Origin of the sequence: Arthrobacter sp. NPDC080031 (assembly GCF_040702485.1) — a bacterium.
In the GTDB taxonomy this organism is placed as follows: Bacteria; Actinomycetota; Actinomycetes; order Actinomycetales; family Micrococcaceae; genus Arthrobacter.
In genome coordinates this window covers 60,626-80,716 of sequence record NZ_JBFBLA010000008.1, presented here as the reverse complement: position 1 = coordinate 80,716, position 20,091 = coordinate 60,626, and the positions used below count along the sequence as shown (strand labels likewise).

General features: G+C 64.1%; 16 protein-coding genes. 3 read left to right on the top strand and 13 right to left on the bottom strand.

Features of this window, described 5'->3' with window-relative positions; genetic code table 11:
* The first annotated feature begins 5 nt into the window (after positions 1-5).
* Complete coding sequence (locus AB0323_RS08565) at positions 6-200, top strand: hypothetical protein (protein ID WP_366176935.1); 195 nt, start codon at positions 6-8, stop codon at positions 198-200.
* Between the two features lie 52 nt (positions 201-252).
* Here the strand turns inward: AB0323_RS08565 and AB0323_RS08560 are convergent, their stop codons facing one another.
* The gene (locus AB0323_RS08560; RefSeq protein ID WP_366176934.1) at positions 253-993 is read right to left on the bottom strand and encodes a response regulator transcription factor; all 741 of its coding nucleotides are present in this window, start codon (positions 991-993) and stop codon (positions 253-255) included.
* A gap of 141 nt (positions 994-1,134) precedes the next feature.
* On the opposite strand from AB0323_RS08560, the gene AB0323_RS08555 reads away from it, so the two are divergent.
* Together AB0323_RS08555 and AB0323_RS08550 are read left to right on the top strand one after the other, a co-directional pair.
* A complete protein-coding gene (locus AB0323_RS08555; protein ID WP_366176933.1) occupies positions 1,135-2,760 on the top strand; it encodes a PAS domain-containing sensor histidine kinase in 1,626 nt (541 codons plus the stop codon).
* Positions 2,761-2,955: 195 nt separating this feature from the next.
* A complete protein-coding gene (locus AB0323_RS08550) occupies positions 2,956-3,423 on the top strand; it encodes a very short patch repair endonuclease (RefSeq protein ID WP_366176932.1) in 468 nt (155 codons plus the stop codon).
* Here AB0323_RS08550 and AB0323_RS08545 read toward each other — a convergent pair.
* The 12 genes from AB0323_RS08545 to speB all read right to left on the bottom strand — a co-directional run bounded on the left by AB0323_RS08545 (position 3,365) and on the right by speB (position 20,089).
* Entirely contained in the window at positions 3,365-3,601 is a 237-nt protein-coding gene (locus AB0323_RS08545) for a PLDc N-terminal domain-containing protein (RefSeq protein WP_366176931.1), read from the bottom strand. The two genes, AB0323_RS08550 and AB0323_RS08545, sit on opposite strands and share 59 nt — an antisense overlap.
* 72 nt (positions 3,602-3,673) lie before the next feature.
* Positions 3,674-4,864 carry a restriction endonuclease gene (locus AB0323_RS08540; protein WP_366177018.1) on the bottom strand — a complete coding sequence of 397 codons (1,191 nt, stop codon included), beginning with the start codon at positions 4,862-4,864 and terminating at the stop codon, positions 3,674-3,676.
* 91 nt (positions 4,865-4,955) lie between these two features.
* Positions 4,956-7,190: an AAA family ATPase gene (locus AB0323_RS08535; RefSeq protein WP_366176930.1), complete on the bottom strand. Its 2,235-nt coding sequence runs from the start codon at positions 7,188-7,190 to the stop codon at positions 4,956-4,958.
* A 142-nt stretch (positions 7,191-7,332) separates the two neighbouring features.
* Positions 7,333-9,264 (bottom strand): DUF5107 domain-containing protein, encoded by a 1,932-nt coding sequence (locus tag AB0323_RS08530; protein WP_366176929.1) that lies wholly within the window; start codon positions 9,262-9,264, stop codon positions 7,333-7,335.
* Between the two features lie 151 nt (positions 9,265-9,415).
* Positions 9,416-10,156, bottom strand: a complete 741-nt coding sequence (locus AB0323_RS08525) for a copper homeostasis protein CutC (RefSeq protein WP_366176928.1) — start codon at positions 10,154-10,156, stop codon at positions 9,416-9,418.
* A 51-nt stretch (positions 10,157-10,207) separates the two neighbouring features.
* Positions 10,208-10,624: a thioesterase family protein gene (locus AB0323_RS08520; RefSeq protein ID WP_366176927.1), complete on the bottom strand. Its 417-nt coding sequence runs from the start codon at positions 10,622-10,624 to the stop codon at positions 10,208-10,210.
* Positions 10,625-10,650: 26 nt separating this feature from the next.
* The gene (locus tag AB0323_RS08515; protein WP_366176926.1) at positions 10,651-12,666 is read right to left on the bottom strand and encodes an ABC transporter ATP-binding protein; all 2,016 of its coding nucleotides are present in this window, start codon (positions 12,664-12,666) and stop codon (positions 10,651-10,653) included.
* Entirely contained in the window at positions 12,663-14,396 is a 1,734-nt protein-coding gene (locus AB0323_RS08510; RefSeq protein WP_366176925.1) for an ABC transporter ATP-binding protein, read from the bottom strand. The genes AB0323_RS08515 and AB0323_RS08510 overlap by 4 nt, the downstream gene beginning before the upstream one ends.
* A 179-nt stretch (positions 14,397-14,575) precedes the next feature.
* Positions 14,576-16,615, bottom strand: coding sequence for an MFS transporter (locus tag AB0323_RS08505; RefSeq protein ID WP_366176924.1), 2,040 nt, complete (start codon positions 16,613-16,615; stop codon positions 14,576-14,578).
* A gap of 11 nt (positions 16,616-16,626) precedes the next feature.
* Positions 16,627-17,109, bottom strand: a complete 483-nt coding sequence (locus tag AB0323_RS08500; RefSeq protein WP_366176923.1) for a MarR family transcriptional regulator — start codon at positions 17,107-17,109, stop codon at positions 16,627-16,629.
* Positions 17,110-17,288: 179 nt separating this feature from the next.
* Complete coding sequence (locus AB0323_RS08495) at positions 17,289-19,019, bottom strand: thiamine pyrophosphate-binding protein (RefSeq protein ID WP_366176922.1); 1,731 nt, start codon at positions 19,017-19,019, stop codon at positions 17,289-17,291.
* A complete protein-coding gene (gene speB / locus AB0323_RS08490; RefSeq protein WP_366176921.1) occupies positions 19,016-20,089 on the bottom strand; it encodes an agmatinase in 1,074 nt (357 codons plus the stop codon). The genes AB0323_RS08495 and speB overlap by 4 nt, the downstream gene beginning before the upstream one ends.
* Positions 20,090-20,091 lie beyond the last annotated feature (2 nt).

Below are 20,091 nucleotides of genomic sequence, written 5' to 3'. Positions count from 1 at the left end.
GCGCCATGAGTATTATCCAGCGTGACCGTGCAAGCCTCTGGCATCCGTACGCTCCGGCGTCGGGGACGCTGCCGTTGTGGGAAGTTGAAGCCGCCGACGGCGTGACACTGCGGCTCGTCGACGAAACGGGCAGCCGCCATGAGGTGCTCGATGCCATGTCCTCCTGGTGGGCAAATTCCCCAACGCCCGCTCACATCTGACGCCAAATTCCCAAACGCCCGCTCACATCTGACGCCAAATTCCCCAACGCGTTCATGGTCTTGCGGGCGCGAGCCGATAGCCAACGCCGCGGACTGTTTGCAGCCAGCGCGGGTTCTGCGCGTCGTCCCCAAGCTTGCGGCGAAGGTTGCCGATGTGGACTTCGACGGACCGTTCGTCGGCGTCACTCAAGTAGTTCCCGACGTCGTAAGGTTCGTTCCGGAGGCGGCGCACCAGGTCCGCTTTGCTCAAAACGGTGCGGCCTGCCTCTAGCAATGAGTGCAGGAGGTCGAACTCCGTGGGGGTCAACCGTACGTCCTGGCCGTCGATGGAAACGGTCCGCGTCGCGTAACTGAATACCAGCCCGTTGTGCTGGAAAGTCCGCTGGGAAGGCGCCTCTCCGGAACGATTTGGCGTGGCTCCGGAGCGCGGGCGGCGCATCATTGCTGCTACCCTGGCACGAAGTTCGCGGGGCCGGAAAGGCTTGGTCAAATAGTCGTCAGCGCCGGATTCCAAGCCCAGGAGCGTATCAAGCTCGTCGGTCCTGGCCGTCAACATGACGATATATGCATCAGAAAAGTTCCGGACCTGGCGTGCCACCTCGAAGCCATCAATATCCGGCAAGCCCAAGTCCAGGGTGATGACGTGCGGCCTTAGATCACGCGCTGCCCGGATTCCGGCTGCCCCGCTCGTCGCCAGGTGAACCTCGAAGCCAGCCTGGCTGAGGACGACGCGGACCAATTCCCGGATGTCGTGATCGTCTTCTATGACAAGCCCAACCCGTAATTCAGTCATTTGCAGCCCTCCCAGCCCGCTACGAATGGAAGTATATAGGGCTGCCGGTATCCTTTCTGGCATGCGACGGGACCTAGAACAAATGCGAATTCCGGCCTCATGAAACGTCCGTTTGAATGGGATGCACATAGCGGCCGGGTGATGTTCTTTCAGCACGCCTTCCATGAGTACTCACTCAAGGATCGCGTTGCACTCAGCCAATTGCCGCTGACTGTGACAGTGTGCCTCGTCGCGGTACTAGTGGCCCTCTATTTCCCCGCGACCCCCGGCAATCCCCTTTTCGTCATCTTTCTGGCTACCCAGGCTGCTGTCTGGCTCCTCTGCCACGCCGTTCCCTGGGACAGACTCCCTTCTCCGACGTTCCTAGCCATCCCGCTCCTGGACATAGTGTCCATCGGGTTGGGCCGTGAGGGAGGACAAGACAGCCCTATCGGAATCAGCCTCCTGACCGTCTTTCCCGTCATTTGGCTCTGCGCCTCGGGGCTGTATCGACGCTCTGCCCTGATTGTTTCCTTCCTGGGGCCGCTCGCCATGATCTGGGCGCCGCAATTCATCCATGGAACGCACACGCCGCAGGATCTGCTGCGTGGATTGCTGTTCCCCATCATGATGCTCGGCATCGGCGTGTCCATCAGCGTCATGACCCAGAGCATGGTCATGCAGCAAAAGCGCCTTGAGGAAAGGGACGCCGCGCTGCACCGGGCCCTGGACGACAGCCAGCAGAAGGAACGATTGCTCAAGACCGTTCTTGAAACCGTCCACCTTGGCGTCGTAGTTATTGACGCCGACGGGCGTGAACTGATGGCGAACCGCAAGCAGCGGGAGAACCAAGTGCTCGAGGCTTCCGGAGACACCGATCGCCACGGCAAGCCACAGCTTTTGGTTTTCGACGCGGACCGAGTGACCCCGACCGAGGCTGATCGCCGGCCGATGCGCCGTGCTGCTTTGAGGCAAGAGTTCACGGACTACCTCGTCTGGGTCGGGACGGGCAGGGAGCAGCGCGCTTTCACCACCAGCGCGCGGTCCATGAAGGACTGCAACGGGAACTACCTGGGTTCAGTGCTCGTTTTCGGTGACGTCACAGCCCTGGTGGACGCGCTCGCCGCGAAAGACGATTTCGTCTCGAACGTCTCCCATGAGTTCCGCACCCCGCTGACGTCCATCGCTGGGTACGTGGACCTTGTGCTGGAAGAGGCCGAAAACCTCCCCACGTGGGTGGTGCAGCAACTTGAGATTGTGCAACGAAACGCGGACCGGCTCCTCTCCCTCGTCTCCGACCTCTTGGCAGTCCGTTCGGGCCACATGATCGTCCAGCCACACGCGGTAGACGTTTCCGAACTCGTCAAGTCGAGCGTCGCCTCGGCCGAGCCGAAAGCGAACGACGGCGGAGTGCGGCTTCACATCGACGCCCCGGAACGCCTGGAGGCACACGTGGATGCCAACCGTATCTCACAAGTGCTGGACAACCTCATCTCCAACGCCATCAAATACTCTCCCGACGGCGGCGACGTCCACGTCACGCTGCGGCAAGAGGAAAACGCGCTGGTGTGCCACGTCAAGGACACCGGCATGGGCATGGACAAGCAGGACCAAGCCGATGCCTTCACCCGGTATTTCAGGGCCGGAAACGTCCGCAACACAGCCATTCAAGGCGTAGGTCTGGGGCTCTCCATCTGCAAGGCAATCGTCGATGCCCATGGCGGGACCATTGGCCTCGAGAGCGTCCCGGGCGAAGGAACAACCTTCACGTTCCGCGTCCCGGCCTGACCCTCCTGCGACCCCCGCTCACAAACAAGCCACCCCCGACCAACCCCCGCTCACATCATGTGATCGAGGGTTTTGGTTTTGGGCCACATACGTGAGCGAGCGTCGCAGGGAAAGCCCACATACGTGAGCGAGCGTTGCGGGAAAAGCCCACATACGTGAGCGAGCGTCACACGGGGCGCTGCGTAGACTGAGGATATGGGCGAGAGCCGCGACCTGCTGACGCCTGCGCAACGCAGCCTGAACATGTCCAAGATCCGGGGCAAGAACACCAAGCCCGAGCTTTTGGTCCGCCAACTCTTGCATGCCAAGGGGTACCGGTATCGGCTCCATGGCCGGGCCGCGGGCGGGAAGTTGCCCGGGAGCCCGGATCTCGTGTTTGCAGGCCGGCGCAAGGTGATCTTCGTGAACGGATGCTTCTGGCACTTCCACGATTGCAAGGCAGGCCAACACGCACCTACCGGCAACGCGGATTTCTGGGCAGCCAAGCGCAACCGGACCCGGGAGCGCGACGCCGGACAGCGCGAACTGCTGAGGGCCTCAGGATGGGAGGTTCTCACCGTGTGGGAATGCGAACTGCGCGACCGTTCGGCTTTGGAGAATCAGCTCACGCAGTTCCTCGACGGCGGCCGAACAGGAAATAGCTCAGCGGCCCAAAGAAATTGATGAAGCTTGCAGCCCGCCAAATAGCCTTGTTTCCCCTGATCTGGGCCGCCGGGGTCTTGGAAATGCTACGTTGCGCCGCGATAAGCAACGCCATCTGGCCTGCACCCGTCACGAGCACGCCCATCCGTTGCCCGGGGGTCATGTCCTTCCAGGTCTTCTTCTTTTTCTTGCCGTGCATGATGCCTCCATCTGCGGTGACTTGCTCTTTCAGGCTAGTCTCCCTGCCGCCCGGACGGAACACGCAGGCCCGTCACAGGCGCGCCTGGCGCACCACTTCTCCCCAGGACTGCTGGGCCAGGTCCGTGACGGCGGCAAGAATCTCCGCCGGTGGCCGCGACAAGTCCAGTGGGTACTCCACAATGTCGATGTCCGTGTTGAGGATCCGACGCAACTTCATCTCTCCCTTACCCGCATAGACCAGCCACGCCGTGGGCACTTGCAAGGCGGTGCAGTAGGCCAGGAGTTGGTAATGGTCCGCGTTCAACGATGCCCCGGAATCCGTGGCTGCGGCGTATTTGGAGTCGTACACCACAACGGGCCGGCCACCCAGGAAATGGACGGCGTCAGGGCGAACTGTGAGCCGGTCCGAATCCCGGACGGCCTCGTTGAGGGTGGCGCCGTATTGGAGTCGCATTTCACCCGGATGCGCCCGCATGGCCGCCCGCAAAGCCACACCTACGAATTCCTCAAACACAGTGGACATGTCCACGACAAACGAGGCGGCCTGCTGCTTCCCTTCGCCCGCTTCGGCAGAGGCATTCCGCAGGATGAGCTCGGCCAAGCGGAGGACGGGATGGTAGCGGAGATTCATCCGATTTGCCTGCCACCGCGGGAGGGGCGCCCCCGACTGCAGGCGCGTGACGGCGTCGAGCTTTCCCTTGAGCTGCCGCAAGCGGCTCAGGACGTTCTGCCGTACGCCGGGAACCTTGCCCATCCGCTCGAGCGCGGCGCGCAGGATGCGGTTTTCGGCAATGTCCTCGGTGAATTCGTCATAGGAGACTTCCAGCGGAACCAGCATCCCGGGGCGGCGTGAGATCTGGTCCGAGATCCGGATGCGGCCCTTGACCGTCCGGAGGGACTCGTCCACGGTGAGATAGCCCTGCAGCGGACCGCGGCTGAGGGCCCGCTCCGCCAGTTGGGCGAGAGACTCGGCCAGGGCGCTCCACAAGTCCTTGTGCTCGACGGCGGCCACGGAGTCCTCGCGGAAGCCCTGGTCCCCGGCGTAGCTGAGGAGGAACAGCAGCCGGTTCAAGCCCAGGCGGTCCTTGGGCCGGACCTCGAACTGGACGGTCGGAGTCCGCACAGACCCGACCTTGCCCACCGGCTCGACGCGGTAGAGGCCCATCCCCATGGGTGAGGCCTTCGCGAGCCCGCTCGAGTTGAGGAGGGCCGCGGCGTCCGGATCAAGCTTTTCCACGATGCCACCGGAGAGCTCGTCCATGACGATGTGCCGCACAGCCGGAGCCTTCGTGGAAGCGCGGGCCGCAGGTTTTCCGATGCCCGGGGCGCGGGCCGGACGCGGTGGCGCGGTCTTAGCGGACCGCAAGTCGACCCAACAACTGGTCCAGACCGAAGCGCTCCTCCAGCTGGGCCCGGTTCAACTGACCGTGGTAGTGCTCCTCCAGGAGCGGCATGAGTTCGTACTTCCAGATCCGGCGCAGCCCGGCGGGGTTCTGGGCCGCGTTCTTCATGAAGTACGAGGGGCCGATCATCAGGTCCCGGTCCCAGTCGTCGATGGAGTCGTTCAGGGCGTCAAGCAGGTCCGCGTTGAGGGTGTCCAGGCCGCCGGCAGTGAGGAAGCGCCGGAGCGAACCGCGGATCGGTTCCACTTTCGGGTGCAATTCCACGAACGCGAAGCGACGGCGGATGGCCGCATCCATCATGGCGATAGAGCGGTCCGCCGTGTTCATGGTGCCGATGATGTAGAGGTTGTCCGGCAGGCTGAACGGTTCGTTGGGGCTGTACTGGAGGTAGATGCGGTCGTCGCGGTATTCCAGCAGGAAGTACAGCTCACCGAACACTTTCGCCAGGTTGGCCCGGTTCATCTCGTCGATGATGAGGAAGTACGGCTTGTTGGAGTTTCCGGGCTTCGCAGCTTCTTCCGCGAGGCGCCGCAGCGGTCCGGCCACGAGCTTGAACGAGACCTGGCCGTCGTCGGTCTTGTCCGGCCGGTATCCCTCGAAGAAGTCCTCGTAGGCGTAGGACGGGTGGAACTGCACCAGCTTCACGCGCTCATCGGTGCTGTCTCCAGCGAGCTCGGCGGCCAAGTGCTTGGCGAGGTAGGTCTTTCCCGTTCCCGGAGGGCCGTAGAGCACCAGTTGGCGGTTCTCCTCCAGGAGCTCGGCAATCTCGGTGAGGGGCTCGAGCTCCATATGGAGGGACGCCGCGAACTCTTCAGTAAGGGGCCGGAACCCTTCAATCACGGGCTCGACGACGGCGTCCGGGGCGGCGGCGTCCTCGCCGTCGGATTCGGCTTCGGCGGGCAGGAGGGCCTGCAGCGACTGGATGACCCTCGTGACATCCACGACGATTCCCGAGGTGGAGAGCTGGCGCTGGACATGCCGCGGAGCCTCGGCAATGGGGTGGGTCTCATCGAACCAACGCACTTTGCGGCGGAGCCGGCGGTTGTCCTCGTTGTGTTCCGGCTCGCCCAGGACCACGCCGATCCTGATGGCCCCGGAGTTCTGGAACAGGGCAAGGTCGCCGGGCTTCATCACGGTCAGGAACGCGAAAACAGCGGTTTTTGTATCCTCACGCTCCACGTAGCCGAGGTGCTTGTAGTCCTCGTCCACGGCATGCTGGACCAGGCCTGCCGTCACGCCCGGGGAGAGTTCGCGGAGGTGTTCGACGTCGAGCGTTGCCTTTTCCTCGTCCCGCCAAGCGGCGAGAAGCTCCGCGGAGTCCTGGTGCGTGCGCAGCAGCCAGGCACGGCGGCCGGGATCTCCCACTTTGCGCCACTGGCTGACAAGCTGGCGGTCGTACCAATCGATGCGTTGGCCGGCCTGTTCGTCCAGGTAAAGCCGGATGCGGTGGACGTCCGCCGTGATGTCGGTTTCCGTTTCGCCATGGGCGCCGCCAACGAGCGACGCGAAAGCGTCCCGGATTTCACGCCGTTCAACGTCGGCGACCACGGGCTCGAAGTAGCTGGGCCACGCCAAGTATTCGATGCTGCGGCGGATGGCAGGCTGGTCCTCGGGGGTTGCCGCCGCGAGTTCGTGGAATTTCAGCGGGTCCTTGAGGGCCTTGTTGATGCTCGCGTTGGACTGGCCGTCGACGTGCGCCACGAACCGGCACAGCCAGGTGAGGTGGTCCCAGATGGTCCAGTTGAATTCCGCTGTCCGGTCACGGATGACGCCGTGATCGGTCATCCCCTGGTACAGCTCCTTGGGGAGTTCGAGCTCCCGATCGAGCCAGGACGCGGCTTCGGCAACGCGGGCGCGCTTCACCTTGAGGGATTTGACCTCATGCGCCAAAGGCAGGGACTGCAGGAAGAGAAGTTCGACGGCGAGCAACTTGGCCTCGCGCGAAGCCCCTTCCAGGTTTTGGCGCAGGTTGGTCATCATGGGTGCCTTGGCGTCTCCGACACCGCGTTCCAAGCGCTCCAGGAGCTCGCCGGCGGCGTCCACCGTCCAAGTGCGGGTACTGGCGTCGAGCGCCGAAGCCTTGCCTTGCAGCCCCGGGCCCAGCACGAACCACGCCGCATCTTCGATCTCCTTGGAGATACCGGGGGCACGGGTCAGTGGGGTTTTGGTGGAGGGAGTCACCATGCCAACTTACATGGTTTGGCTTGGTGCTGGCATCAGCAAAGCCAGCACCCGCGCCACATGCGTCCCGCTTCACACGTTCTGCCACATGCGTCCCACATCGTGCCTCCTGCCGCATGCGTCCCGCGCCGGTCCACCCCGGAACTTAGTGCATTCCGAAGCGGTAGCTGGCAGGCACCGGCTCCGCGGGGCACACTTCCTCCCACAGGGCAGCAATCCCGTCTTCTCCTTCCCGGATGTCCGGTATTTCGACGCCGGCCCGCAAAATCCCTGCCCCCTCCTCGCCTTTGCCGACGCGCGCGAGGGCGAGCGCCCTCAGGAAGCGGACGCGCCCGACGTCGGACATCCCGGCAGGTGCCTCGCTCACCAAGGCGAGTGCTTGGGCGGGGTTTCCGTGCCGGATGCTGAGGTTCATGGCTTCACTGAGCAACGGGAGGTTGGAGAGCTCCAGCCGGCTCGCCGTGGCAAGTTCAGCCAAGCCTTCGTCAGTTGCGTCGGTGGCCAAGAGCGCGAGTGCGCGGCCCCGGTGGGCGAGGACCGTGGAACGTGGCGAGAGGGCGTCGGCCATCAGGGCGGCATCGTATCCGGCGATCGCCCCGGGGAGGTCCTGCCGGGCATGCTTCATCGTGGCCAGGTGGAACTGCGCTTCCGCTCCGCCATCCTTGGCCAGCAGTTCTTCCCAATCGGCTCCAGCCACGAAACTCGCGGCGCCCAGGAAACTCGCTCCATCCAACAGGCTGTGCCAAGGACCTGTTTCCTCGATGGCCTCAGGGGTTGCCTCATCGGCGAAGGGAGTGCCGATTTCGTCCAGCCACCCGCGGCCTGAGTGCCGCCGTCGGGCAGCCTCCAAAGCACCCCAAGCGCTGCCGCGCACCAGCATCTCGTTCGGGGGCAGCGCATAGTTCCGTGCGGCTTCGGCGCGGGCGACTTCGAGCTCCGCGTCCGGGACGAGATCTTCCAGCCGGGCACTGGCGTGGGTCACGGCTGCATCCCAATCCCGGCCGTGGGAGGTTGCGGGGTCCAGCTTCGCGTTGCCGTAGGCCTCTACCCAGCTCCACTCGGCCCCGGCAGGCATGGCCAGATGCTCGAACTGGGTTTGCGCCAGACCAGCTTGGATTTCCGCGTAGGGCCCGGCCCCGGGACTGAGCCATTCCTGCCAGCGCTTCCCGCCGTCCCCCTGGCCCCACACGAACAGCTTCTTCCCGCGCAGGAGGCTGGTGGACAGCATGGCCAGGCCGTCGCCGTCGTGGTCTACAGCGGCGATCCAATGACGATGCCCGGGCTGGATGTCGAAGAAGAAATCCGCGGCGTGCGGGCTGTTGACCAGCCAGGTGGCATCCGTGCCTTGGTGTTCCGTGGGCCGGACGCGGGCGATGTCTGTGGTGTAATCGCTGCCGAAAGCCTCCGTCGCGGGCGCGATCACGCGCGTTTCAGCCGTCTCGGGAACAGCGGCGTTGCTCCACCAGTACATGGGGACCTCATGGTCATGCGGGTTCCTGATCCGGACCGCCGTGAGGAGGACGTCCGAGTCCTCAGGAAGCCACATGTCCACTTGGAAAACCACCTCGCGGAGGCGTTCGAACTCCCACATGCGCAGGACGTCGTGTCCTTCGGGAGTCTTGACGATGGCGGTGTGCAGCGGATCGCAGGTGGTGGGCGAGTGACCGCGGGTGCCGATGTTCCATTCGAGCCCGCCGGCGAACCAGGCCTTGCGCAACGCAATGTTGGCGAATTGCAGGGTCCCGTGGGTGTGGAGGAGCTGCTTTCCCGACGCCTTGTCGAAGAGCTCCCACAGCCGGCCGCCCAAGGTGGGGAGGACAACTGCACGCAGTTTGCTGTTTTCAAGCACGACGGCGGGCACGTCGTGGGCCGTCCGTTCGCGGGAGTAGCCGTCCTGCATCAAGTACGGGAACATGTTCGGAACTTGCCCATACCGGGCCGCAGCCTGGAGTTCCTCCGGGATGCCGTCGCCGATTCTGTATGGCTGGTCCAGTTCAGCCATGACCACGGGCAACGGGCTATCGGGGCCCAACTCCGCCATGTTCAGGGTGATAGTGGAGAAGCTCAGGTTTTGCATCTTTATGACTCCTGGAGGCTATTTTCGATCGCAATGCTTCACCCATCTTTGACCCAAGTCGCCACTGTGTAAAGGGAACCACCCAACTGACTCGCATTTGTTGTCGTTTACAGCGCCCAAAACGACAACAAATGCGAGTCAGTTGGGTATGTCACCGGGAGGCGGTTCGGGCGGCCCTGACAAGATCCCGGTTGGTGACCATGTACGCCGTCGGGTCTGAAGTTGCCGCAGTATCGGGAGCGCCAGCCGGGTTCTTCCACGTGGAAACCGTGGTCTTGGCTGACAAGTGGACCGCGCTCAATCCTGCCGCCTGCAGGACTGGGATATCGGCCAGGGCGAGTCCGCCGCCCGCCATGACTTCCAGCCGCCCCGCTGCCCGGTGGACCATACGCTCAAGGGTCGCGATCCCCTCCCCCACTGTCGCGGCGCCGCCGGAGCTGAGGACCCGCGTGAATCCAAGTTCCACGAGCTGTTCGACGGCGGCAGCCGGGTCCGGGGTTTGGTCGATGGCCCGGTGGAATGTCAGTTGGGCCTCGGAGTTGGTCTCCAAGGCCGTGTCGGCGAGCTTTCGAGTGGCCGGGACGTCGATATCACCGGCGGCCGTGAGCACCCCGATCACCACCCCATGAGCTCCTTGGCTGAGCAGGAAACGGATCTCGCGGGCCATGGTGTCCACATCGGCGCCGGAGTACAGGAAATCTCCCGGCCGGCTGCGGATCAGCGGGTGGATCTCCAGCCGTCCGTCGGCTGCTTCCTGCGCGGCATCCATGAGGCCTTGACTCGGGGTCAGTCCACCGAGCTCCAACGCGGTGCAAAGTTCAATCCGGTCTGCGCCTTCTTCGGCGGCAACGGCAGCGCCCTGGGCACCGACGGCGACGATCTCGAGCTTCATGGGGAAACTCTACGGCCACCGGGATGCACAGGGCGCTGCTGCCATGCTTCGCTAGGCCCGATACGGCTCCAACTGCTGCTTCTGCTCGGGAGTGAGCCTGCGGACACGGCCCGTGGACTCGTCGACGAACGCCAGATGGGTACTGGCGTTGACGCAGTCCTGGCCGGTCACGGGATCCTTGATGACGTAATGGAGGTCAAAGCTGGCCCCCTTCACGGCGCCGACCCAGATCTCAACAACCGCAGGAATGTTCCGGTACTCCAAGGTCCGGACATACCGGACCTTGTGCTCCACCACAAGGGTCATGACCCCGTCCTCAACAGAGTCGAAAACTGAGACCGGCGCTTCCACTCCGGGGAGTCCGGCACCGCGCGGCGGACCGAAGGCCGCGATGCGGGCCTCTTCGAGCATGCGCACGATCTGGACGTTGTTGATGTGCCCGTACGCGTCCATGTCTCCCCAACGCATCGGCACTTGTACGGTAATTCGCTGGCTCAGCTGTGCACCGCCGTCGAGTCATTCACAACGGTTTCCTCGGCATCCTCACCGGCAAACTGCGACATGTACAGGCGGTAGTACGCGCCCTGCAACGCCAGCAGTTGGTTGTGGTTGCCCTGCTCCACGATGCTGCCGTTTTCCATCACCAGGATGGTGTCGGCGTCGCGGATTGTGGACAAACGGTGGGCGATGACGAAGCTGGTGCGATCCGTGCGGAGGGCAGCCATGGCCTTTTGCAACAGCAGCTCGGTACGGGTGTCAACGGAGCTCGTGGCCTCGTCCAGGATCAACAGCGAAGGATCGGAAACGAAGGCCCGCGCAATGGTGATGAGCTGCTTCTCACCGGCGCTGACGTTGTTGCCTTCCTCGTCGATGATGGTCTGGTAGCCATCCGGCAGGGCGCGCACGAACCGGTCCACGTAGGTGGCTTTGGCCGCCTCCATGATCTGTTCCTCGGTGGCGTCGAGGTTGCCGTACTTGATGTTGTCGTAAATGGTCCCGCCGAACAGCCAGGCGTCCTGGAGCACCATTCCCACCTTGGAGCGAAGCTCGGAACGGCTCAGCTCCTTGATGTCCACGCCGTCCAGTGTGATACGCCCCGAATTGAGCTCGTAGAACCGCATGACGAGGTTGACCAGGGTGGTCTTGCCCGCACCGGTCGGTCCGACAATCGCCACGGTGTGTCCGGGCTCCGCGCTGAGGGAAAGGTTCTCGATGAGCGGCTTGTCGGCAACGTAGCTGAAGGACACGTTCTCGAACTCGACGTGGCCGTCCGTGCGCGGGGGCAAGTGGCGGGCCGCGTTCTCCGGCATTTCCTCATCGGCATCCAGGAACTCGAAAACGCGCTCAGCCGAAGCGACACCTGACTGGAGCATGTTGGCCATGCCTGCGATCTGGCCGAGCGGCTGGGTGAATTCACGCGAGTACTGGATGAAGGCCGTGGCATCGCCAAGGCTCATGGAACCGGAGGCCACGCGCAAACCACCGACGACGGCGATGCCCACGTAGCTGAGGTACGAGACGAAGTTCATGGCCGGGAAAATGATGCCCGAAACAAACTGTGCCCCGAACGAGGCCTTGTACAAGGCTTCGTTGCGTTCGTCGAAACGCTCCAGCATGTCCGCGTCGCGCCCGAAGACCTTGACGAGCTCGTGACCCGAGAACGATTCCTCGATCTGGCCGTTGAGCGAGCCGGTGTTCTTCCATTGGGCGGCGAAGAGCTTCTGGCTGCGCGAGCCGATCACGCCGGCAAGGACACCGGAGAGCGGCAACGCAACAAGCGCGATCAGGGCGAGCTGCCAGGAAACGATGAACATCATGATGGTGATGCCGAAGACCGTCAGCACCGAACTGACCAGCTGCGCGAACGCCTGCTGCAGCCCTTGCTGGACGTTGTCGACGTCGTTGGTCACCCGGGAGAGGATGTCGCCGCGCTGGCGGGTGTCGAAGTAGTTCAGGGGCAAGCGGTTGAGCTTGGCCTGGACGTCGTTGCGGAGCCGGTTGATGACCTTCATGACGATCTTGTTCAGGATGTAGCCCTGGGCCCACAGGAAGATGTTGGCCACGAAGTACATCAAAAGCACGATCGAGATCAGGAACGTGAGCTTGGAGAAGTTGATCCCATTGGTGAGCTCCATTTTGGAGACCATGTCCGCGAAGTTGTTCTGGCCGGCCTGGCGGAGTCCTTCGGCGAACGCCGCTTGGCTCACGCCGGGAGGCAATTGCTTGCCCATGACGCCGCCGAAGATGACGTCCATGGCGCTGCCAAGGATCTTCGGGGCGATGACGTTCAGGACGACGGAGACCACCACGAGGCCGATGACGAAGACGACCCCTGCAGCCTCCGGCTTGAGCAGCCCGAGAAGCCGCTTGGCCGACGGTCCGAAAGCCTTGGCCTTCTTCGCCGGCAGGTTGCCGAACATGCCGCCGTCGGCTTCGCCCGGGGTGTATTCGGTTTCCTCAATGTCCTCGTCGTCCGCTACCGCGGCGTTCTGCTGATTCTGTTCGCTCATGCCACTTCCTCCGCGCTCAGCTGGGATTCGACGATCTCCTGGTACGTGGGTGACGTTTCCAAGAGTTCTTCATGGGTGCCGCGGTCAACGATTCTGCCGTTGTCCAGGACCAGGATCTGGTCCGCGTCCGCAATGGTCGAGACGCGCTGGGCCACGATGATGACCGTGGCATCCTGCGTCTTTTCCTTCAGCGCCCTGCGAAGGCGGGCGTCCGTGGCCAAATCCAGGGCCGAGAAAGAATCATCGAAGAGGTAGACCTTGGGCTGCGTCACCAGGGCCCGGGCGATGCAGAGGCGCTGCCTCTGGCCACCGGAGACGTTGGTGCCGCCCTGCGCCACCCGACGGTTGAGGCCGGAAGACTTTTCCATGACGAAGTCCTTGGCCTGGGCGGTCTCCAGGGCATCCCAGAGTTCCTGGTCCGTGGCGTCGGTCTTGCCGAAGCGCAGGTTGTGTTCGATGGTTCCGGAGAACAAGTACGGCTTCTGCGGCACGGTGGCCACCCGGCTGGTGATTTCGTCGCGGTCCAGGCTGGTGACCGGGACGCCGTCGAGCAATACGTCCCCGGACGCTACGTCGTACAGGCGCGGCAGCAGCGACACCAAGGTGGTCTTGCCTGCGCCGGTGGAACCGATGATCGCGAGGGTCTGCCCCGGCTCCGCGGTGAAGGAAATGTTGCTCAACACGGGAGCTTCAGCGCCGGGGTATTTGAAAGTGACGTCGCGGAATTCGACGCGCCCCTTCTTTTCGGCGGGCGCCACTGGCGCCTTCGGATCGTGGATGGAGGGTTCGACGTCGAGCACCTCGCCGATGCGGTCCGCGCACACGGAGGCGCGCGGGATCATCATGGCCATGAAGGTACCCATCATGACGGCCATGAGGATCTGCAGGAGGTACTGCAGGAAGGCAGTCAGGGAGCCTACCTGCATGTTGCCGGCGTCCACCCTTTGGCCGCCGAACCACAGCACCGCCGCCGTGGAAAGGTGCAGGATCATTCCAATGGCCGGGAACATCAAGACAAACAGGTTGCCGATCTTGACTGAAACCAGGGTGAGGTCCTTGTTGGCGTCGCCGAAGCGCTTGGCCTCGTACGGTTCACGGACGAAGGCCCGGACCACGCGGATGCCGATGATCTGTTCGCGCAGGACGCCGTTGATGGCGTCGATCTTCTTCTGCATGGAGCGGAAGAGCGGCATGAGCCTGGCCACGAGGTAACCAACCACGGCCACGAGGACAGGCACCGAAACCCAGACGAGCCAGGAGAGGCTAAGGTCCTCGCGCAAGGCCATGATGATGCCGCCAACACACATGATGGGCGTGGACACCATGAAGTTCAGGCCCATCAGCATGAGCATCTGGACTTGCTGGACGTCATTGGTGCCGCGGGTGATCAACGTGGGTGCGCCGAAGCTGTTGACGTCCTTGGCCGAGAAGCTGCTGACCTTGCGGAAGACGTCCCTGCGCAAGTCGCGGCCCATGGCCATGGCCACGCGGGAGCCGAAATAGACTCCCGCGATGGCCGCAATGACCTGGCCGAGCGCGACCGCGAGCATCAGGGCTCCGGTTTGCCAGATGTAGTTGGTATCCCCCCGGGATACCCCTTCGTCGATGATTTTTGCGTTGAGGCTTGGAAGGTAAAGGGTGGCAATGGTAGACGCCAACTGGAAGATGATAACGGCCAGTATCTGCGGCACATACGGCTTGGAGTAGCGCCGTATCAGGGTGACAAGCATGCCCACGGATCCTTAATGAGAGTGCGCGAATGAATGAGTGCGAATGACTAAATACTGCGAATGACTAAATGCATTGATAGCAGCAGGCGCTGACAGTATTAGTCCCTCAACTCTACGAAATCCGTTGCCTCAGCGAAATATCGATAGCCGAAGATCATCCTTGCGGCGTAGCCGGGTCCTTAGCCCGCGTGCCGCCCGGTTTCCCCTGCCCTCGAGGCGTCGCCGGCGAGGAGCAGTAGCGCAGCCCTTTCCTGGCGGCGGCGCTCGCGCTTGAGTTCCTTGCGCAGCGCGGCCAACTCCTCAGCGATCCGCGACTGCTCGACGGCGGTGGCCTGCTGTTCGTGCATGCGTACTTGGAGCTCGCGCTGGGCCCTGCTCAGCTGAAGCTGTTGCTCGGCCAGCAGCCGTTGGGTGCGGGCAAGCTGGTCCTGGACTTCGCGCAGGCCAGCGGCAGGGTCCGGCCGTTCCTGCGTCAGGATCCGGGCAAACTCAAGGTCCAGCTCATCGTGCTCTTTCTCGGCCGCCGCACGGGCGCGGCTGGCACCCAAGGGGGTACCGCCGTCGTCGGCTGCTTGGGCAAACTCAGCGGATTCGATAACCGGAAGCGCGGAGGTGTCCAGTGTCATGGCGGCCTCCCCGGTAGCGTTCGCCAGCAGTTCCTTCTCCGGCGTTGCGTCTACGGTCTTGCGCAGCGGAACTTCCTTGATGAACAGCACGGCGATGAACGCGACGAGGGCAATGACAGCGGAGATCATGAAGATCTGGGCTGTCGCATCGCCGTAGGCGGCACGCATGATGTCGCGGATCGGGGCGGGCAGGTCCGTCAGGTCCATGCTCGCATTGCTGGAGCCGCCGCTGACCGGGATGTGCGCCGCGGCGAGGCCCTGGGTGGCTAGGTCCTTGACGTGCGTTGCCATGATGGCGCCAAGCACCGAAACACCGATCGCGCCGCCAACGGAGCGGAAAAATGCGACGGAGGCGCTGGCCGTGCCGATGTCCTGGGCGCGGACCGTGTTCTGGACCGCGAGGACCAGGTTCTGCATCAACAGGCCAAGGCCCAGGCCGAAGATGGCGGTGTAGAAGCAGGTGATCCACAGTTCCGTGGTGTGGTCGATGGTGCCGGTGAAGGCAAGGCCGCCGGCCAGCAGCACAGTACCCGCCAAGAGGTAGCGCTTCCACTTGCCGAAGCGGCTGATGAGCTGGCCGGAAGCCACCGAACCCAAAAGGTTGCCGGCGATCATGGGCAGCGTCAGGAGGCCTGCCTCGGTGGGCGTGGCGCCGCGGGCAACCTGGAAGTACTGGCCAAGGAACGTCGAGGAGCTGAACATCGCGATACCCACGGCCACGGAGGCCAGGATCGCCAAGGCGGTGGTGCGCTGGGAGATGATCTTCAGCGGGATGATGGGCTGGGCCACCTTGGATTCGACCAGTACCAACAGGGCCAGCAGAAGGACGCCGCCGCCCACCATGAGGGCGGACTGCCAGGAGATCCAGTCGTAGTAGTCCGGGTTGCCGGCGAAGGAAACCCAGATCAGGAGCAGGCTCACGCCCGAGGTCAGCAGGATGGAGCCGAGCCAGTCGATCTTGGCCGGGCGCTTGATGTGCTGGATCTTGAGGGTCATCTGGAGCAGGATGAGCGCGACCACGGCGAGCGGCACGCAGACGAAGAACGTCCAGCGCCAGCCGAGCGGGCTGTCAACGATGAACCCGCCCAACAGCGGGCCGCCGGCAGTACCGACTGCCATGACGGCGCCCATGTAGCCCGAGTACTTGCCCCGGTCCCGCGGCGGAATCATGGTGCCGATGATGGCCTGGGCCAAGGCGGTGAGGCCGCCCAAGGCGATGCCCTGGATGACGCGGGCGGTCAGCAGGAAGGGAATGCTCTGGGAGAAGCCGGCCATGACCGAGCCGGCTACGAAGACCACGATGCTCAGCTGGACCAGGAGCTTCTTGTCGAAGAGGTCGGCGAGCTTGCCCCAGATGGGCGTGGTGGCGGCGTTCGCCAGCAGCGCGGCCGTGATGACCCACGCGAAGTCCGTCTGCGTGCCGTGGAGGTCGGACATGATGGTCGGCAGGGCGTTGGCCACGATGGTGCTGCTCAGGATAGCGGTGAAGAATGCCGCGAGGAGGCCCGTCAAGGCTTCCATGATCTGGCGGTGCGTCATGGGCGCGGATGACGCCGGCACCGCCGTCGAACGTTCTTGTATTCGGGTTGCCATTGCTGCTGCTCCTAAGCTGTGTGGTTCGAGTGGTGGGAGCCGGCCGCCGTTGCCCGGACTGAGTGGTTGAGTGAGGTGGTCAATTTCTCCAGGACCTGCCCTGCCTCCAGGGCGTCTTCCTCGCTCCATTCCGCGAGGTAGGCCCGTAAATTGAGGCTGCGCTGTTCTTCGAATTCCCGGACCTTTTCGATCCCGGTTTCCGACAAGGCCACCAGTTGGGCCCGCCCGTCCGCGGGATCGGGGCGCCGGACCACCAAACCGAGTTCCTCCAGTTCGGCGATGTGCCTGCTAAGGACCGGGGGGCTGACCCCGAGCCGGGAAGCAAGCTTCGTAGCCCGGGACTCCCCCTCGCCGATGAAGCGCATGACGCCCTGCAGGGCGAAGCCGACGTCGGCATCCTTCGCGATGTTCGCGGTTACGATGCAACGCAGCACCCGCTGCAGATCGAAAATCTGATGGACGAGCTCGGTTGCCGTGCTGGATGCGACAGCCATGGAAGACACCTCACTTTTGTTTGCCTAAAGCAACTATACGCCTAAATGATTGCTTTGGGAAACTAACGAAGTGTGAGATGCGTTAAACGCCAAGCGCGAGCTGGCAGCTAATGCCCACATCTTTCGAAAAAGGGGTCACTATCTGCCAGCTCGCGCTGGGGGGTGAAGCGTCTGGAGGGTCAGTCGCCCAAGTGCGTGGGGCCGAACATCTTCAGGAGGGTTTCAACCACGACGACGTTGGGGCCGTCCGCGGCGAAGCCTTCCCGGAGCGCGTCCCCGACGTCGCCCGGGGCCACCCTGCGGGCCGGGACACCGAAGGCCTCGGCGAGCTTGACGAAGTCCGGGCGTGCAAGCTCGGTGGCCGTGGCCTTGCCGAAGGCACCCACCATGTATTCGCGCAGGATGCCGTAGCCACCGTCGTCCACGATCAGCCACGTGACCGGGACGTTGTGCTGCTTTGCGGTGGCGAGCTCGGAGATCGAGTACATGGCGGAGCCATCGCCCGAGACGGCGAGCACGCGGCCGGGTTTGCCAACGGTTTCCAGCCCCACGGCACCGCCGATGGCCGCCGGAAAGCCGTAGCCGAGGCCGCCGGCACCCTGGGCCGAGTGGAACTGGCCTTCACGGGCGTCCCAGCAGCTCCATGCCCAGTACGCGGAGATCGTCATGTCCCAGAAGGTCTGCATGTCCGCCGGGACGGCTTCGCGGATGTCGGCCATGAACTTCAGTTCCTTGCCGAGTTCCTGCGCTTCAAGGCGCGCCCTGACCTTGGCCAGGGACTCCTTGACGAGGTCCTCGGGGGTGGTGCCGTGCCAGTCAGGTGCCGCCGCCGTCGCAGACAGTGCCTCATCCAAGGCGGAATCGAGGGCGGCAAGGGCCTGTCCGGCGTCGGCGCGAATGCCCAGGCCGGGTCGGTTGGACTCGAGGACGCGGGGTTCGGCGTCGATCTGGATGATGCGCCCGCGCGGCTCGAAGGTGAAGTAGTTGGACGTCACCTCGCCCAGGGAGGAGCCGATGACGATCAGCACGTCGGCGTCCTCCAGGACATCGGTCATGTGGCGGTCCTCGATCCAGGACTGCAGGGACAGCTCGTGGGTCCACGGGAATGCCCCGTTGCCGCCGGGAGTGCAGATCACCGGGGCGCGGAGTTTCTCGGCGATCGACAGGAGCGATTTCTCGGCCCGGCCGCGGCGCGTGCCGCCGCCGGCGATGATCGCCGGACGCTCCGCCGCCGAGAGCCATTTGACGGCTTCGCGGATCAGCTCCACGCGCGGCGGGTTGTCGGCCGCTTCGGCGAGGGCGTCCTCCACCGGCGGGACCAAGATTGGATCCAGGAGCACGTTCTGTGGAATTTCGATCCACACCGGGCCCTGGGGTGAGGAAATCGCCTCGGTCCAGGCATCCTGGATGGCCGAGGGAATCCCGGACGCGTGCTGGATGAGGCGCTGGCTCTTGGTGACGTTCGCGGCCGAAGCCTTCTGGTCATCGAGCTGGTGCAGCATGCCCTTCCGGCGCGCTCCCAAACCCTCCAAGGGGATCTGGCTCGCCACGACCACCATCGGCACGCCCGTGGCATACGCTTCCTGGAGGCCGGCCAGGGACGTCAACGCGCCCGGACCAGTGGACAGGAACAGCACCCCGACCTCGCCCGTGGCACGGGAATAGCCGTCCGCGGCGAAAGCCGAATTGTTCTCCACGCGGGAGGACACGAAGTGCAGATTGCCGCGGCCCATGGCGTCGAACAGGCCCAGGGCATGCTGGCCCGGGATCCCGAAGACCGTTTTCGCGCCGAGCGCCTCAAGGGTCTCGACGACGAGGTCCCCGCCGTTGCGCTGGGGTCCGGCAGGGGCCTCCGGCCGCGAGGGGCCCCCGGCCGAGCTTGCGAGGGTGGGGAGCAGCTGGGGATTCATCGCTGCGCTCCGACAGAGTTGGAGGCGAAACCGGCCGGACGCCGGGATTCCTGGCCGAGGGCCTGGGCTGCGTAGCCGTTCGGGGCGCCGTGGCGGTTGCCTTCGACGGCGTTGTCGGCCATGAGGGTGACGAGCTCGTAGGCAACGTGGCTGCCCGCGACGCCCGTGATCTCAGCGTGGTCATAGGCCGGGGCGACCTCGACGATGTCTGCGCCCACGAGGTTCATGCCTCGGAAACCGCGGATGATTTCGAGGAGCTCGCGGCTGGTGATGCCGCCGGCTTCAGGCGTGCCGGTACCCGGAGCGTGGGCCGGATCCAGGACGTCGATGTCCACGGAAATGTACAGCGGGCGGTTGCCGATGCGGTCCCGGATCTTGGCCACGGTTTCCAGGACGCCCTGGTAGTAGACGTCCGCCGAGGTGACGATGCCGAAGCCGAAGCGGTGGTCGTCGTCGAGGTCCTTCTTGCCGTAAAGCGGCCCGCGGGTACCGACGTGACTGATGGCCTCGGTATCCAGGATGCCCTCTTCGACGGCGCGGCGGAACGGGGTGCCGTGCGTGTATTCGGCGCCGAAGTAGGTGTCCCAGGTGTCCAGGTGGGCGTCGAAGTGCAGCATGGCAACGGGCCCGCCAGCGCGTTCGGCGGCGGCGCGGAGCAGCGGCAGGGCGATGGTGTGGTCGCCACCGAGGGTCACCAGCTTGCTTCCGTTGGCGGTGAGGTCCAGCGCGTTCTGCTGGATGGTCTCGATCGCATCGTTGATGTTGAACGGGTTCACGGCCATGTCGCCGGCGTCGGCAACCTGGATGTTCTCAAACGGGCTGACGTCCCAGGCCGGGTTGTACGGGCGCAGCAAGCGGCTGGCCTCACGCACGTGGTTGGCACCGAAACGGGCGCCGGGGCGGTAGGAAACTCCGGAGTCGAAGGGGACACCGACCACCGTGACATCGGCCTTGGACACCTGGTCCAGGCGGGGCAAGCGGGCATAGGTGGCAGCACCGGCATAGCGCGGGATTCGGGCCGAATCAATAGGGCCAAGGTTGCCGTTGGCCTCAATACGAAGCTCTTCCAAAA